Here is a 16684-nt window from a genome sequence, read left to right as displayed (position 1 = left end):
TACCTGAAAATCATTCTGTCGACAATAGACAGCATGCCTCGGCGGCCCGTCCCGGATCTTCGCGTCACCGCCCTGCGCGCCGCGTACGACACCGGCGGGCTGCGGCCCTCGGACGTCGTCGAGGACGTGCTCGGCCGGATCGCCGACGACCACAGTTGGATCACCCTGGTGCGGGCCGACGACCTGCGGCAACGCGCGGCCGAGCTGGAAGCCGCGCCGCACCGACCGAAGCTCTACGGCGTCCCGTTCGCGGTCAAGGACAACATCGACGTGGCCGGGCTGCCGACCACCGCCGGCTGTCCGGACTTCGCCTACCGGCCCGACCGGACGGCCGAGGTGGTAGCCCGGTTGCTCGACGCCGGCGCGATGCTGGTCGGCAAGACCAACCTCGACCAGTTCGCCACGGGCCTGACCGGGACGCGGTCGCCGTACGGCGCGTGCTCCAGCGTCTTCGGCGGCGGGCTGGTCTCGGGCGGGTCGAGCTCCGGGTCGGCGCTCGCGGTGGCGACCCGCACGGTCTCGTTCGCGCTGGGCACGGACACCGCCGGCTCCGGCCGGGTGCCGGCGGCCCTCAACGGGATCGTCGGCCTCAAGCCCACCCGCGGACTGCTCAGCGCGGCCGGAGTCGTTCCGGCGTGCCGGTCGCTCGACTGCGTCTCCGTCTTCGCCGGTGATGTCGCCGGCGCCGCCGCCGTGTTCGAGGTGGCGCTCGCGCGCTCGGTCGCCGACCCCTGGAGCCGGTCCGTGGCACTGCCCCGGCGGGCTCCCGGGACGCTGCGGCTGGGCGTGCCGTCCGCGCCGCTGGACGCCGACCCGGGTCAGGCCGACGCCTTCGCCCGCGGCCGGCAACGCGCGACCGCGCTGGCCGCGCGGACGAGACCGGTCGACGTGCGCCCGTTCCTCGCCGCCGGCGACCTGCTCTACGAAGGGCCCTGGGTGGCGGAGCGGCTGGTCGCGGTCGGCGACTTCCTTGACGCCAAGCCCGACAGCGTGCTGCCGGTCACCCGCACGGTGCTGGAGACCGGGCGAGGGCACTCCGCCGTCGACGCGTTCCGCGCGCAGCACCGGCTGCGCGAGCTCGCCGCCGTCGTGGACCGCGGCTGGCGCGACATCGACCTGCTCGTCCTGCCGACCGTCGGCACCACCGTCACGCACGCCGAGGTCGCCGCCGACCCGATCGGGCACAACGCCGCGCTCGGCCGCTACACCCACTTCGCCAACCTGCTGGACCTCGCGGTCGTGGCGGTGCCCAACGGGTTCACCACCGACGGCCGTCCGGCCAGCCTGTCGCTGATCGGACCGGCCGGCAGCGACCTGACCCTGCTGCGGTTCGCCGCCGCGCTCGCCTGATCCACCGGGAGGACCCATGGCACACATCGGGCCGGTCAAGGCCGAGCCCTACCCCTGGCCGTACGACGGCGAGGTGCCCGTCGAGCGGACGGCCCTGCTCTGCGTCGACTGGCAGACCGACTTCTGCGGACCGGGCGGCTACGTCGACAGCATGGGCTACGACATCTCGCTGACCCGGGCCGGGCTGCCGGCCACGGCCGTCCTGCTCGCCCACGTGCGCGCGCTCGGCATGCTCGTGGTGCACACCCGCGAGGGGCACGACCCGGGCCTGACCGACCTGCCCGCCAACAAGCGCTGGCGGTCGCGGCAGATCGGCGCCGAGATCGGTGCGGCCGGCCCCTGCGGGCGGATCCTCGTGCGGGGCGAGCCCGGCTGGGAGATCGTGCCCGAGGTCGCGCCGGTCGCCGGCGAGGTCGTGGTCGACAAGCCCGGCAAGGGCGCGTTCTATGCCACCAACCTCGACCTCGTCCTGCGTACGCACGGCATCACGCACCTGATCCTGACGGGCATCACGACCGACGTGTGCGTGCACACCACCATGCGCGAGGCCAACGACCGTGGCTACGAGTGCCTGATCCTCTCGGACTGCACGGGCGCCACCGACGCCGGCAACCACGCGGCGGCGTTGCACATGGTCACCATGCAGGGCGGCGTCTTCGGGTGCGTGGCCGCCAGCACCGACGTCATCGCCGCGACTCTCCACTGAGGACGCCGATATGGCCACTGTCCCGGCGCGGCCCGCGCCGTTGCACTTCGAACCCGACACGACGGCGCTGCTCGTCATCGACATGCAGCGCGACTTCCTGGAGCCGGGCGGCTTCGGCGAGACCCTCGGCAACGACGTCGGCCAGCTGCGCCGGGTGATCGCACCCACCGCCGCCCTGCTGGCCGGGTGCCGCGCGGCCGGCCTGCGGATCATCCACACCCGGGAGGGCCACCTGCCCGACCTGTCCGACTGCCCGCCGGCCAAGCTCCTGCGCGGCGCCCCCGACCTGCGGATCGGCGACCCAGGGCCGAACGGCCGGATCCTGGTCCGCGGTGAGTACGGCCACGACATCGTCGACGAGCTCGCTCCTCTGCCCGGCGAGCCGGTCGTCGACAAGCCGGGCAAGGGCGCCTTCTACGCGACGGATCTGGCCCAACTGCTGGCCGGCGTGCGCAGCCTGGTCGTCGCCGGTGTCACCACCGAGGTCTGCGTGCACACGACGGTGCGCGAGGCCAACGACCGCGGCTTCGAGTGCCTGGTGCTGGCCGACTGCGTCGGCTCGTACTTCCCCGAGTTCCAGCGGGTCGGCCTGGAGATGATCGCCGCGCAGGGCGGCATCTTCGGCTGGGTCGCCACCTCCACCGAGTTCCTCGCCGCACTCCCCGCCCGGCACCTCGAGGAGATCTCATGAGCCAACCGACGGCCCTCCGGATCCCGTGGTGGGTCCGGGGCGACACCAACGCGTTCTTCGGCTTCGGCGTCAACGTGCTGGTCAACGTCCTCACGCTGACCGGCCTCTGCCTCGGCGTCGTGCACCTGGCCTCCGGCGTCGTCTTCGGCACCATCCTGCCGGCGCTGGGCATCGCGCTGGTGTTCGGCAACGTCTACTACACCTACCTGGCGCGCCGGCTGGCCCGCAGGGAGAACCGCTCCGACGTGACGGCGCTGCCGTACGGGCCGAGCGTGCCGCACATGTTCATCGTGATCTTCGTGATCATGCTGCCCATCTACCTGCGTACGCAGGATCCGGTCCGGGCCTGGCAGGCGGGGTTGGCGTGGGCCTTCATCATCGGCGTCATCGTCCTGATCGGCGCGTTCGTCGGTCCGTACATCCGGAAGTGGACGCCGCGGGCGGCCCTGCTCGGCACCCTGGCCGGCATCTCGGTCACCTTCATCTCGATGAACCCGGCGGCACAGATGTGGGCGGCGGCCTGGATCGCACTGCCCGTGCTGGCGCTGCTGCTGATCGGCCTGCTCACCGACGTGAAGCTGCCCGGCAACATACCGATCGGCCTGGCCGCCCTGCTGCTCGGCACCGCGATCGGCTGGATCGGCGGGTTCATGTCGGTGCCCGACGTCTCGGCCGCCGCCCGCGACATCGCGATCGCCGTGCCTGACCTGCGCGTCGGTCTGCTGCTCGACGGTCTCGGCGACATGGCGCCCCTGCTCGCGACCGCGATCCCGCTGGGCGTCTACAACTTCACCGAGGCGATGACCAACGTCGAGTCGGCGGCCACGGCGGGCGACAACTACAACCTGCGCAGCGTGCTGCTGGCCGACGGGTTCGGCGCGATCGTAGGCTCGGCGCTGGGCTCGCCGTTCCCGCCGGCCGTCTACGTCGGGCATCCGGGCTGGAAGGCGGCCGGCGGCCGCACCGGCTACTCGATGGCCACCGGAGTGGTGATCGCGCTGCTCTGCTTCTTCGGGCTGTTCGGACTGCTCGGCGCGGTCTTCCCCACACCGGCCATCGTGCCGATCCTGCTCTACATCGGACTCCTGATCGGCGCGCAGGCGTTCCAGGCCTCACCGCGGGCGCACGCGCCGGCGGTGGTCGCGGCGCTGGTGCCGAACATCGCGGCGTGGGCCACGGGCCAGATGGACAACGCCCTCGCCGCCGCCGGCACGACCGCGCTCCAGGTGGGCGACGCGGCCCTGCAGGGCGCGGGCGTCTTCTACCACGGGCTGATGGTGCTGGGTCAGGGAGCGATCCTGGCCGGACTCGTGCTCGGTGCGATCGTGGCGTTCATCATCGACAAGCGGCTGCTCCACGCTGCCGCCTTCGCCGGCGCCGGGGCGGTGCTGTCGTTCGTGGGCCTGATCCACGGCGAGAAGGTGGAGTGGAACGCCAACGGCCAGGTCGCGCTGGGCTACCTGTTCGTGGCCGCGGTGTGCGCGCTGGTCGCCCTCGGCCGTCCCCCGGCCCGGGAGCCGCAGCCCGCCGTCGTGGCGGAGGCACCGGAACCGGTCGCGGCGAAGGCCTGACGCGCGCATGGAGATCGACCGTCCCGACATCGTGGCGGAGGTGGCCGCCGCCTTCGCCGCCTACGAGGCCGCCCTGGTCGGCGACGACCCGGACGCCGTCGTGGACTTCTTCTGGGACTCCGCCGCCGTCGTCCGCTTCGGCGTCGCCGACCACCAGGTCGGGACGGCCGAGCAACGGACGTGGCGGCGGGCCCAACCCGCGCTCCCGCCCGGCCGCACCCTGGACGACACGAGGGTCACCGCGTTCGGCGCGGACACCGCCGTGGTGACCACGTTCTTCCGCTACCCCGACGACCCGGCCGTCGGCCGCCAGACGCAGACGTGGGTGCGCCTCCCGGAAGGGTGGCGCATCGTCTCCGCCCACGTCTCCGTCGTACCGGTGGTTCACCCGCCCCAGACGCCCGTGGCCGCGGCATCGCGGGCGTAGTCGGCGAAGTCGCGCGGCTCTCGGCCGAGGGCCGCGCGCACGCCGTCGGTGGTCCGCACGTTGCGGCCGTCGAGCACCTCGCCGAACAGGTAGCTGATCAGCGCGACCTCGTCGTCCGGCAGCCCGTAGCCGCGCAGCTCGTCGGCGTAGGCCGGCAGCGGCACGGGAACGAACGTGACCTCGCGGCCGCTCGCCTTCGCGATCTCCGTGGCCGCCTCGGCGAAGGTCAGCGCCCGCGGCCCGGTCACCTCGTAGACCTGGCCGGACGGCGCCGCGCCGGTCAGCGCGGCCACCGCCACGTCGGCGATGTCGTCGCAGTCGACGAACGGCTCGGGTACGTCGCCGGCCGGCAGCACCAGCGTGCCCTCGCGGACCCCGTCGGCCATGAACGCCTCGCTGAAGTTCTGCATGAACCAGCTGGCCCGCACCACCGTCCACGCGGTCGCGGTGCCGGCGACCGCCTCCGCCAGGGCCGCCTCGGCGGCCTGGGCCTCCTCCTCGCCCCGCCCCGAGAGCAGCACGAGGTGACCGACACCGGCGGCGACCGCGACCCGGGTCAGGTCGCCGATCAGCGCCGGGCTGCCGGGCACGGCGAGGTCCGGATAGAAGGAGACGTACGCGGCCCGGACGCCGGCCAGCGCCGGTGCCCAGGTCGACCGGTCGCCCCAGTCGAAGCGCGGGTCGCCGCCGCGCGAGCCGATCCGCACCGGGACGCCCCGCGCGGTGAGCCGTTCGGCGACGCGCCGGCCCGTCTTGCCGGTGCCGCCGATCACGAGAATGTCGTTTGCAGTCATGAGTCGAGTACAGCCCGGATCGGTGCGCGCCTGAATGGCTCAGGCACTCACCCGCATAAGCCTGCGTCTCAGGCGGGCCGGCCGTATCCCATGGCGACGATCCGCTGGGCCGAGGCCGCGTAGGCGGCCGGGTCGTCCGGCGCGACCGTGCCGAGGCCGTCCACGTAGCGGTTGAACATGCAGAACGCCGCCGCGATCAGCACGGTGTCGTGGATCTCGACGTCGGTCGCACCGGCCGCGCGGGCGTCGTCGACCAAGGAAGGTGTCACGGCCCGGCCGTCCTCCCGCACCACGTCGGCGAGCCGCAGAAGCGCCCGCAGCTTGTCGGAGATCGGCGCCGTCGCGGGGTCGGCCCGCACCTGCTCGACGAGCGACATCCCGGGCTCGAGCTGCGCCGCCGCGGCCGCCGCGTGCGAGTCGCGGCAGAACCCGCACTCGTTGCGCGCCGACACCTGGGCCGCGATCAGCTCCCGCTCGCCGCGCGAGAGCGAGTTCGGCGCGGTCAGCAGCGCGTCGGCCAGCGCCGCCAGCGGGCCGCCGGTCAACGGCCGGTACCGCAGCAGACCGGAGATGCCCGGCAGCTCCTTCTCGTCGAACCCCAGGTCGATGTGTGCGATGACGTCACGCTCCCCATTCGGTGTCGTGCCCATTCTCCGCCCACCCGCCCGGTTGACGCGCACCGGCGAGGGGAACAGGGTTAGTCGATGCGCGTACTCGGCCTCAGCTCCGGCACCTCGCACGACGGCATCGACGCAGCGCTGGTGTCCTTCTCCCGGACAGCCGACGGCGACGAGCTGCGGGCGCGGTTGCTGCACCACGCCACCACGCCGTACGAGCCGAAGCTGCGCGCCGCGATCCGCAAGGCGCTCCCGCCCGGAAAGGTCGGGCTCGGCGCCGTGTGCGCGCTGGACACGCGGCTCGGGCAGGCGTTCGCCGGCGCGGCGACCGCCGTGCTGGACGCGGCCGGCCCGGCCGACCTCATCTGTTCGCACGGGCAGACGATCTTCCACGCGGCCACCGACGGCACGCTGCAGCTCGGGCAGCCGGCGTGGATCGCCGAGCGCACCGGGCTGCCGGTCGTCGCCGACGTGCGGGTCCGCGACGTCGCCGCCGGCGGGCAGGGTGCGCCGCTCGTGCCCGTGCTCGACCTGATGTTGCTGGCCGGGCAGGAGGGCCGGTGGGGCGCCGTCAACCTCGGCGGGATCGCCAACCTCACGGTGGCGGTGCCGGCAGAGGCGACCGCGTACGACACCGGCCCGGGAAACGCCCTGATCGACGCCGCCGCGCTGGCCGTGACCGGCGAGCCCTACGACCGCGGCGGAGCGCTGGCGGCCGCCGGCACCGTGCGCACCGAGCTGCTCGACCGGCTGCTCGTCGAGCCGTACTACGCGCGGACGCCTCCGAAGTCGACCGGCAAGGAGCTGTTCTCGGCGGCCTACCTGGACGGTGCGGGCGGCTACCCGCCGGCGGACCTGCTGGCCACGCTGACCGAGCTCACGGCGGCCACCGTCGCGACGGAGCTCCGCCGGCACCGGCTCGACCACGTGCTGCTCTCCGGCGGCGGCGTGCACAACCGGACGCTGCTGGACCGCCTCGCCGCCCGCGCGCCCGGCACGGCGCTGCACCGGTCCGAGGAGCTCGGGCTGCCGGCCGACGCCAAGGAGGCGGTGTTGTTCGCGCTGATCGGCTGGCTGACCTGGCACGGGCTGCCGGGTGCCGTTCCGGCCGCGACCGGCGCACGCGGGCCGCGGGTGGCCGGCGCGATCACGCCGGGGGCCAAGCCGCTCCAGCTGCCGGCTCCGATCAAGGCGCTCCCGAAACGGCTGGAAATGCGGTGACCGGGTACGGGCCGAAGCCCGTACCCGGTCGCCGGAAAGAGATCAGTAGGTGCGCACGCGCACGTTGCGGATCTCGATCAGGTCGTTGTTGCTGTGGTTCTGCAGCCCGACGAAGCCGCTGACGAACTGGCGCAGGTCGGTCGGGGGGTCACCCGCGCGCGACGACTGCTTGCCCGGCGTGTTGTCGAACTCGTTGATCACCACGCCGTTGCGGATCATCGTGAAGTGCTGGCCGACCACGCGGATCTCGTAGTCGTTCCAGACGTTCTTGGCGGTGACGCCGGCCTGCGACAGGTTGTTCGAGTCGAAGTTGTAGACCGACCCGGTCTTCTGTGGCTCACCGGTCTCGCCGTCGTAGATCTGGATCTCGTGTCCGCAGAAGATCGCGACCCAGGCCTGCGACGACCGTGCCGACCCGACCGTGCCGCAGCTTCCCGGCGGCCGCTGCTCCAGCGGAGTGCGCGGGTCCGGGAACCGGACGAACACCCCACCGTTGGCCCGGAAGCCCTCCGGTGCGACGTCCTTGAACTGCAGCTTGATCGAGTAGTCCGCGAACTCCTGGTCCGCGTACCACAGCATGCCCAGGCCGCCGCTGCTGCGGATCGAGCCGTCCGGCCGCAGGCCGAACGAGCCACCGGGTGCCTGCCGCCAGCCGGCCAGCGAGTACGCCGTGCCGTTGAAGATCGTCTGGTAGCCGTTGGTGGCGCCGATCGGCGACTGGGTGCCGGTCCGCCGCAGCGTGTTGGCCTCCCTGGTGTCGATGACGTGGGCCGCCGTGAGCTCCGCGATCACCGTTTCCAGGTGGTCGGCGAAGGCACCGCGGTTGGGCCACGTCGTCTCGTCGTCGATCAGGTCGTTGATCGTGCAGCCGCCGCCGACCTGCCGGTTGGCCACGGTGCTGTCGGTCTCCAGGAAGTAGACCGTCGGACGGGCGTCGGGCGCGACACACCCGGCGGTGACCGGGATGCTCGACTCGACGACCTCACCGTCGGCGTACGTCACCTTGAGCTTGGCGGTGAAGGTGCCGTAGCGCTTGTAGGTGTGCTTCGGGTGTGGCGCCGTGGAGCCGTTGGTGCCGTCGCCGAAGTCCCAGTTCCAGGCGACGCCACCGACCCGGTTGCTGGAGAAGTCGATGGTGCGCGGCGTGGTCGGGGTCGCCGAGATCGCCGTGGCCAGGCTGGGGTTCGGGGTCGCCTGACCGCCCTGGTACGTGATCCGGATCAGCTTCTGGTTGCCGTGCAGCGTGAAGAAGCCGCCTCCGTAGTCCAGCATGTAGAGCGCGCCGTCCGGACCGAACTTGGCGTCCATCCAGGACTGGAGCTGGGTGGTGCCGTTGGTGCCCGGCGGGATGATCCGGCGCAGGTCCTCGGCGAAGGCCGGGGCACCGGCGTCCCGGGCGGTGTCCGGGTTGACCGTGATGGCGACACGGTTGTTGCCGTTGGACTCGTCACCGATGAACCACTTGTTGTCCCAGTACGCCGGCCACGCGACGCCGCTGTTCGCGTCGACGTTCTCGTGGTGGTAGGTCGGGCCGTCCATGATGGCCTGACCGCCGCCGCTGAGGTACGGCTGGGTGTACGTGGTCTCGGACTGCACGTAGGTCGGCAGCCCGCTGCCGTCGGTCCGCTTCGGGAAGACCGGTCCACCGCCCTGCGGCGAGTACCAGATCATGTTGTTGCGGACCGGCGGGAGGTTGACCAGACCGGTGTTGCGCGGCGACTCGTTCTTCGGGTTGTCGCAGTCGTACCAGCCGGTCAGGACCGTCGCGTCGGTGTTGCTGCGGTCCCGGTACGGCTGCCGGTTGCCCATGCAGTACGGCCAGCCGTGGTTGCCGGCCTGGGTGATGATGGTCGCCGTCTCGTACTTCGCCGGGCCGAGCTCCGGGCTCGGCGCACCGGCGTCGGGGCCGACCCAGGCGGCGGTGAGCCAGTCGTTCACCGGGTCCCAGGCGATCCGGGCGATGTTGCGCACGCCCATCACGTAGATCTCCGGGCGGGCCTTGCCGCCACCGCCTTCGAGGCCGGTGAACAGGTTGCCGTCGGGGATCGTGTACGTGCCGTCCGCCTCGGGGTGGATCCGGAGGATCTTGCCGTTGAGGTTGTTGGTGTTGCCGGCGGTGCGGCGCGCGTCCTGGAAGGACAGCCCCGCGAACTCCTGCGTCCAGTTGTTGCCGGAGTAGCCGTCGGAGCCACCGGACGAGTTGTTGTCACCGGAGCCGACGTACAGGTTGCCGGACTCGTCGAAGGCCATGCCCCCACCGGCGTGGCAGCAGCTGTGGATCTGCGTGTCCCAGTGCAGCAGGTCCTTGCGGGTGGCCTGGTCGATGCTCTGGGTGGCCTTGTCGTAGGTGAACCGCGAGATGGTCCGCTGGCCGACCCGCTTCTCCCGGTCGATCGACTCGTGCGGCATCCAGAAGACGTAGAACCAGCCGTTCTCCGCGAAGTTCGGGTCGAGCGTCATGCCGACCAGACCTTCCTCGTTCTTGACCAGCTCGCTGCCGCTGCCCCGGTTGCCCATCACCTTCAGGGTGGTGAGGAGCTTGACCTGCTTGGTACGCGGGTCCCAGGAGTGGATCGTGCCGCAGCCGAGGCCGACGTTCGGGTCGTTCCAGTCGACGACGGCCGGCGTCGCGCAGGCCGCCTTGCCGATGTAGAACACCGTGCCGTCGGGCGCGATGGTCAGGCCGTGCGGCTCACCGATCTGGTCGAGCTGACCCGGCTGGTTGGCCGCGGTCAGCCGCTCGACCTTGTAGTTCGACGCGATGGTCGCCTGGCAGTCACCGCGCACGAGGCCGGTGGTCCACTTGATCGCGCCGAGCAGGTGGCCGAGGAACTTGGTGTCGGTGGTGTAGCTGGCGTCGGTGCGCCCCATCCCGGTGTAGAAGGAGCGGCCGCCGTCGTAGTCACGGCACCAGGAGATCGGGTGGAACGCGCCGTTGCCGGACAGGCCGGCGTTGTACGTGTTCTCCTGCACCTGGGCGATGGTGTGCACGTTCCCGGTCGGGTTCGGGTCCCAGTTGATCCACTGGTCCGACCGGGTCCAGGTCAGCGGCAGACCGTCGTTGGCCGGGTGCTGGCGATCGGTGACGCTGACCGTCGCCTGCTGCACGTTGGCTTCCGGCGGCGGGCCGGCGTCCGGGCCGATCAGGAACAGCTCGGCGAGCTGGATGATCGGCTCACCGCTGTTGGCCGAGACGTCCAACCGGTAGTACTGGTACGCCGTGGTGTTGGTGAACGAGTACTGCTTGGTCAGGAACCGCTGGTCGAACACCTGGCCGGTGCGGGTGTCCAGGTCTGTCCACGTCTGGCCGTCGTTGGAGCCCTGCAGCTTCCAGTCCCGCGGGTCGCGACCCTGGAAGTCGTTGGCCGAGGTGAGCGCGTACCGGTTGATCACCGTCGGGGCGGCGAGCTTGCCCTGCGCCCAGCCGGTGCGGGCGAAGGTGAGCCACTTGGTGCCGGTGCGCCCGTCGAAGAGCTGAGCCACACCCTCGTTCGGGGTGTTCTGGGCGCTGGCCGCCGACTCGACGACCTTCTCGGCGTTCGGCAGGCTCGGCGCCGGCCGGCTGCCGACCAGCCCGGTGAACCACTCCGAGCCGGGCTGCGCGCGGGCCGCGTCGTGGACGCCGACGAAGCCGCCGCCGCCCTTGACGTACGCCTGGAAGGCCGCCTCCTGCGCGTCGTTGAGCGTGACGCCGTTGGCGGACAGGAAGACCACGCCGCGGTACTTGGCGAGGTTGTCCCGGTTGAAGTCGGCCGGGTTGGTGGACACCCGGACGGTGATCCCGTTCTCGGTGCCGAGCTTGCGCACGGCGGCGACCGCCTTGGTGACCGGGTCGTCCTGCTGGTCGACCGGGCCGTGGAAGACGAGCACGTTGACCGCGCTGGCGCCCCAGGTGGGTGCCGCTGCCGCGGCGGCCGGTGGAGATCCCGGTCCCGTCATGATGCCGAGCGTGAGCACGGCCGCCGACGCCAGCGCTATCGCGCGGCGCAGTGTCGGCCGCTTTCGATGGGCCATTCCTGCTCCTTCGTGAGGCTCCCGGAATCCTGAAGTCACTTCGTGCTCCCGTGTCCGGCGTGCGCGGCCGGGGCACCTGCCGCGGACACCGGCGCGTGGTCGGCCGAGTGCGCGGCGAGGGTGCCGTCGGGATTGAGGACGTGCAGCATCGTGGCCATGCCCTGGTCGGAGTGGAACTGCATGTGGCAGTGCAGCATCCAGTTGCCCGGACCGACCGAGTCACCGGCGACGATCTGCACCCCGAACGAGTCGCCGGGGCCGAGCGTCTTGTTGTCGATGACCGGCACCGAGTCGACCAGCGCCTTGTTGGTGCCGTCGAGCGTCCCGGTGCGGGTGTCCGCCCAGGAGTGCCCGTGCAGGTGGAAGGTGTGCATGTCGTTGCCCATGCCGACCACCAGGAACTCGATCCGCTCGCCCTTGTTCGCGATCAGGCAGGTCGGGCCGGGGACCGGGTTGACCGGGTCACAGGTGTCGGTCGCGGCACCTCGCCGCAGGTTGATCGACTGCAGGTCGCCGAACACGGTCACGTAGGTCCGGTCCGGCCGGATGTCGCCCTGGCGCCGCACGACCAGGCCGCCGAAGAGGCCGGAGCTCAGCCCCCGCGTGCCGTGCGAGGTGCCGACCATGTGGTCGTGGTACCACCAGTAGCCGGCCGTGCCCTGCGCGCCCGTGGTGGGGTTGCGGGGCTTGGCGAACCAGATGTACGTGCGCTGGCCGCCCGGCGGCACCCACGAGTCCGTGTGGATGGTGCCGTCGGAGGTCGGCGTGTACTTGACGCCGTGGGTGTGCAGCGAGACGCCCAACGGGAGGTTGGGATCCTGCCGCAGCGCCGCGAGGGTGGCCTCCGGCACCTGGTTGTGGAGCGTGATCGCGAGGCACTCCCCCTCGATCATCTCGATCAGCGGCCCTGGGTAGGAGGCCGTCTCCGGGGTCAGGCCGTAGCCCAGCCGGATCTGGGTGCCGTCCTTGGGCAGCTCGACGGCGTACAGCTGGATCCGTCGGTCCGGTTGGATGCAACCGTCGGGGCGGTCACCGGGCGCGAGGGCCGCCAGGGCGGCCTTCTCGGCGGCGACCGCGGCCGGTGCCGCGGCGGGTGCCCCCGGCCCGGCGGCCTGCTGGCCGCCGAACCGGAGGACCCCAGCGCCGACCAGCGTCACGGCCAGGATCGCGACGGCCCACAGGCGCGGGCCACCGGCAAAGCCAAGGCGTGCGTTGTCCTTGTCCACTGGTCTGTCCTTTGCTTACGGGGTCAGCGGAGCGATCCGGATGTTGCGGAAGCTGACCGTGTCCGCCGCGCTGTGGTTCTGGAGGCCGATGTAGCCCTCCGCGTTCTGGCGCCCGTCGGTGCCCGGGTCGTCGGCGCGGGGCGGGTTGAACAGCTGGCCCGGCCCGTTGGTGAACTGGTTGATCAGCTTGCCGTTGCGGAAGATCGAGTAGTGCTGGCCGACCACCCGGATCTCGTAGTCGTTCCAGGTGCCCTTGGCCGTCACTCCCGCGTCGGCCAGGTCGACCTGGTCGAACCCGTAGACCGAGCCGCTCTTGTACTGATCGCCGGTCGGGCTGTCGAAGATCTGCAGCTCGTGGCCGTATTTGATGGCCACCCACTCCGGCCGCGGCTCCTGCGGGTGCTGGTGCACCTGCGGGAAGCGGACGAAGACACCGCTGTTGGCCCGGCCCGTGCCCGCCGCGTCGTCCCGCCACTGGAGCTTGAGCGAGAAGTCGCCGTAGGTGCGCACCGGGAACCAGAGCATGCCCAGCCCGTCGACCTGCTTGCTGGTGATCGAGCCGTCCGCGTTGCGGCGGAAGCCGCCGGCGCCCACCTGCTCCCAGAGCTTGAACGAGGCCGCCTTGGTGTCCAGCAGCGGCGCGTAGCCCTGCACCGCCTCGGACCTGCCCACGTTGGACTCGCGCGCCCCGCGGACCAGACCGTTGCGATCCTTGAGCGGGATCAGCGAGCGCTGGTGCCACCGGTCGGCGAGCGCCGTGACGTGGTCGACGAACTCCGCGGCGCTGGCCCACGGCGACTCGTCGAGCACCAGGTCGTTGATGCTGCAGCCACCCTCGACGACGCGGTTCGCGACGGCGGTGTTGAGGGTGCCCATCCAGACCGTCGCACGGTTGTCGGCGACCCGGCAGCTCGGCGGCGGCGGCACGCTCTCGACCACGACGAACGTGGCCGACGCGGTGCTGGAGACGTTGCCGGCCCGGTCGGTGGCGCGGTAGGTGAAGGTGTACGTGCCGGGCGTGTTGATGGTGACCGGGGCGGTGTAGACCAGGTAGCCGCCGGCGTTGACCGCGTACTCGGTGCGCAGCACACCGGTGCCCGCGTCACTCGACGTGAGCGTCACGGTCGCGCTGCCGACGTACGCCCAGCTGCTGTTGAGCTGGCCGCTGATGGCCGCGTTGACGGTCGGCGGCGTGGTGTCGGCGGTGGCCGAGACCACCCGGAACTCGACGCCGGCCGGGGTCGACGTGTTGCCGGCCCGGTCGGTCGCCCGGTAGCTCACCGTGTGGCTGCCCGGCTGGTTGACGCTGACCGGCGCGGTGTAGGTCGCGTACGGTGCGCCGTCCAGCGAGTACTCCACGGTGGCCACCCCAGAGTCCGCGTCGCTGGCGGTCACGGTGACCGTCGCCGCACCGACGTACGCGCCGGTGCTGTCGCGGTTGCCGGCCACGGTCGCGTTCGCCGTGGGGGCGGTCTGGTCCGGGTTCGGCGCGTCGGCGACGGCGAACTGCACGTTGCCCGGCGTCGAGGTGTTGCCGGCCTCGTCGGTGGCCCGGAACGTGAGAGTGTGCGAGCCGGTGGCGGTGACCGTCACCGGTGCGGTGTACGCGGTCCAGGCGCCGCCGTCGACCGCGTACTCCACGGTGTCCACACCGGACTCCGCGTCGGTCGCGGTGACGGTGACCGTGGCGCTGCCCACGTACGCGCCCTGCTCGTTCTGGTCGCCGGCGACCGAGGCGGTCACGGTCGGCGGGGTGTTGTCGCCGGCGGGACCCTCGGCCACGGTGAACTGCACCGTCGTCGGTGTCGAGGTGTTGCCGGCCTCGTCGGTGGCCCGGGCGCTGACGGTGTGCACGCCGCGCTGGTTCACCGCGAACGGCGCGGTGTAGGCGGAGTACGGCGCGCCGTCCAGGGAGTACTCGATCGACGCGACGCCGGAGCCCTCGTCGGTGGCGGCCACGGTGACCGTCGCGACATCGACGTAGGCGCCGTCGTCGTCCTTCTCGCCGGCGACCGTGGTGGTCACCACGGGCGCCGTGTTGTCCGGGTTCGGCGGGTCGACCACCGTGAAGGCGAGCGACTGCGCGCTCGAGGTGTTGCCGGCCACGTCGGTCGCCCGGTACTGCACGGTGTGCGCACCGGTGGTGTTGACGGTGACGGGCGCGGTGTACGCCGCGAAGGCGCCACCGTCCAGCGAGTACTCGACCGAGGCCACACCGGACTCGGTGTCGCTCGCGGTCACCGTGACGGTGGCGGAGCCGAGGTAGGCACCGTTCTCGTCCTGGTCGCCGTCGACCGCCGCGGTCACCGTGGGCGCCGTGGTGTCCGGGTCGGAGACCGCGACGACCGTGAACTGGCTGGACCCGATGGTCGAGGTGTTGCCGGCCTCGTCGGTCGCCCGGTACTGCACGGTGTGCGCGCCGGGGCTGTTGACGGTGACCGGCGCCGAGTAGGTGCCGAACGGGCCGCCGTCGAGGGCGTACTCGATGCGGGCCACGCCGGAGCCCGCGTCGGTGGCGTTGACCGTGACGGTCGCCGCGCCGACGTAGTTGCCGTCGTCGTCGCGGTCGCCCGCGACCTGCGCGGTCACCTCGGGCGCGGTGGTGTCGCCGCCGTCGCCGGTGACCACCAGCAGGCCGGTCATCTGGCCGTGCCCGGGGATCGCGCAGAAGAAGCGGTAGGTGCCCGGGGTCAGCGTCACGTCCACCGTGTGCCGGCCGCCGTTGGCATCGGACGGGTCGGCGATGATGTTGACGTTGACGTCGCTGTTGTAGCGCGGGTCACCGGTGTCGAAGGTCAGCGTGTGCTGCATCCCGGTGGTGTTGCCGGTCGCCGCGCTGTTCTCGAAGACGATGGTGGTCGGTCCGGCGGTGGCGGTGGTAGGCACCGACGCGTACGCCTGGAAGCTGTCCCCGGCCGTCCAGGTGAGCACCTGGGCCTGTAGCTGGGACGCCGCGGGCGCGACGGCCGCGGCGGGGCTGGTGCCCGAGAGGACCCCGGCCAGCACGACGCTGGCCAGCATGGTGGTTACGGCCGCGAACGCGGCGGACGGCCGGGTGAACCGGCCTTGTCCGAGTCTCGTGAGCAGGCGCCTTCGCCTGGAAACAATGGGCATGTCCGGCATACCTTCCGCAAGTCGACCGACGGATGACATGGCAAGGCAGACCTCGCCCGCCCGCTGACGCGGGTCGGCGATGCCTGGGGGTCGGGGACGTGGGCGCGTGAACGACGCCAGAGGTGCACAGCTCGTGGCGCCGTTTACATTGATGAAACCTTGTGGTGTGCGACCGACCCTAATCGCTGATCATCAACATGTAAACATCTTTCGATCAGCTTGAGCAGACTTTTATCTGGCGCAGCAAAAGTACGGGCGATCGCGATCGTTAGGATCTGTACGTCCAACACGGACAGCGGCCGGCGCCGCGGGAACAGGGACGTTCAGGCGCTCTCGACGGCCAGCCGGGCGCCGAACGCGGTCAACGCGGTGCCGGTGGCGGCATCCAGGGCACGCCGGACCCGGCGCCGGCTCAACACCCGCCGCACCCGGTGCAGGCCGGCCACGACCAGCAGTGAGTAGAGCAGCCCGAGGGCGGCGTGGGTCAGGGCGAACACCAGCAGCACCGCGACCGGGGTGGACGGGCCGAGGAACTGCGGCAGGACCGCCAGGTAGAAGACCAGCACCTTCGGGTTGGTGATGTTGGACAGGAAGCCCTGCCGCCAGCCGGTCCAGGCCGTGCCGGTGGCACTCGGGCAGTCGGCGTCCAGGGAGGCGTACTCGCCGCGGGCGGCCGAGCGGAACGACTGCGCGGCCAGGTAGAGCAGGTAGCCGATGCCGGCCCACTTGACGGCCAGGAACAACGGCTCGACGCGCACGACGATCGCGCCGAGGCCGGCCACCGCGAGCAGGCCTTGCACCACATTGGACGAGGCGATGCCGGCAGCGCTCCACTGGCCCTGCCGGCGGCCGCCGACCAGCGTGCTCCGCACCGTCACCGCGAAGTCCGCGCCGGGGATCGCGATGAGCACGATCGCGAAGACCACGAAGGACCCGTAGGCGCTCCAGCTCAT

The 16684-nt window shown here is 71.6% G+C and carries 12 protein-coding genes; 6 read left to right on the top strand and 6 right to left on the bottom strand.

Annotated elements, in window-relative coordinates:
* The first annotated feature begins 33 nt into the window (after positions 1-33).
* Genes atzF through hpxZ form a run of 5 tightly spaced genes read left to right on the top strand, consistent with a single transcriptional unit; the run spans position 34 to position 4745 of the window.
* Positions 34-1350 carry an allophanate hydrolase gene (atzF, locus tag AB0J88_RS09590; protein WP_364346613.1) on the top strand — a complete coding sequence of 439 codons (1317 nt, stop codon included), beginning with the start codon at positions 34-36 and terminating at the stop codon, positions 1348-1350.
* Positions 1351-1366: 16 nt separating this feature from the next.
* Positions 1367-2056 carry an isochorismatase family cysteine hydrolase gene (locus AB0J88_RS09585; RefSeq protein WP_364346615.1) on the top strand — a complete coding sequence of 230 codons (690 nt, stop codon included), beginning with the start codon at positions 1367-1369 and terminating at the stop codon, positions 2054-2056.
* Between the two features lie 10 nt (positions 2057-2066).
* Positions 2067-2747, top strand: coding sequence for a cysteine hydrolase (locus AB0J88_RS09580; RefSeq protein ID WP_364346617.1), 681 nt, complete (start codon positions 2067-2069; stop codon positions 2745-2747).
* Positions 2744-4318: a regulator gene (locus AB0J88_RS09575; RefSeq protein WP_364346619.1), complete on the top strand. Its 1575-nt coding sequence runs from the start codon at positions 2744-2746 to the stop codon at positions 4316-4318. The genes AB0J88_RS09580 and AB0J88_RS09575 overlap by 4 nt, the downstream gene beginning before the upstream one ends.
* 7 nt (positions 4319-4325) lie before the next feature.
* Positions 4326-4745, top strand: coding sequence for an oxalurate catabolism protein HpxZ (gene hpxZ, locus AB0J88_RS09570; protein WP_364346621.1), 420 nt, complete (start codon positions 4326-4328; stop codon positions 4743-4745).
* Here hpxZ and AB0J88_RS09565 read toward each other — a convergent pair.
* Entirely contained in the window at positions 4703-5539 is an 837-nt protein-coding gene (locus tag AB0J88_RS09565; RefSeq protein ID WP_364346623.1) for an NmrA family transcriptional regulator, read from the bottom strand. The genes hpxZ and AB0J88_RS09565 overlap by 43 nt on opposite strands.
* A 68-nt stretch (positions 5540-5607) precedes the next feature.
* Complete coding sequence (locus AB0J88_RS09560) at positions 5608-6156, bottom strand: carboxymuconolactone decarboxylase family protein (RefSeq protein WP_364347533.1); 549 nt, start codon at positions 6154-6156, stop codon at positions 5608-5610.
* Positions 6157-6243: 87 nt separating this feature from the next.
* On the opposite strand from AB0J88_RS09560, the gene AB0J88_RS09555 reads away from it, so the two are divergent.
* On the top strand, positions 6244-7377 hold the full coding sequence (locus tag AB0J88_RS09555) for an anhydro-N-acetylmuramic acid kinase (protein WP_364346625.1): 1134 nt from the start codon (positions 6244-6246) through the stop codon (positions 7375-7377).
* A 42-nt stretch (positions 7378-7419) separates the two neighbouring features.
* Here AB0J88_RS09555 and AB0J88_RS09550 read toward each other — a convergent pair whose 3' ends face one another.
* From AB0J88_RS09550 to AB0J88_RS09535, 4 genes are all read right to left on the bottom strand, one after another.
* Positions 7420-11391, bottom strand: a complete 3972-nt coding sequence (locus AB0J88_RS09550) for a ThuA domain-containing protein (protein WP_364346627.1) — start codon at positions 11389-11391, stop codon at positions 7420-7422.
* Between the two features lie 35 nt (positions 11392-11426).
* Positions 11427-12617 (bottom strand): multicopper oxidase domain-containing protein, encoded by a 1191-nt coding sequence (locus AB0J88_RS09545; protein WP_364346629.1) that lies wholly within the window; start codon positions 12615-12617, stop codon positions 11427-11429.
* 15 nt (positions 12618-12632) lie between these two features.
* Entirely contained in the window at positions 12633-15731 is a 3099-nt protein-coding gene (locus tag AB0J88_RS09540) for a family 16 glycoside hydrolase (RefSeq protein ID WP_364346631.1), read from the bottom strand.
* A 323-nt stretch (positions 15732-16054) separates the two neighbouring features.
* Positions 16055-16684: a LysE family translocator gene (locus AB0J88_RS09535; protein ID WP_364346633.1), complete on the bottom strand. Its 630-nt coding sequence runs from the start codon at positions 16682-16684 to the stop codon at positions 16055-16057.

Source organism: Asanoa sp. NPDC049475, from assembly GCF_040676915.1.
Lineage (GTDB): Bacteria > Actinomycetota > Actinomycetes > Mycobacteriales > Micromonosporaceae > Asanoa.
This window is presented reverse-complemented; position numbering and strand designations above follow the sequence as displayed.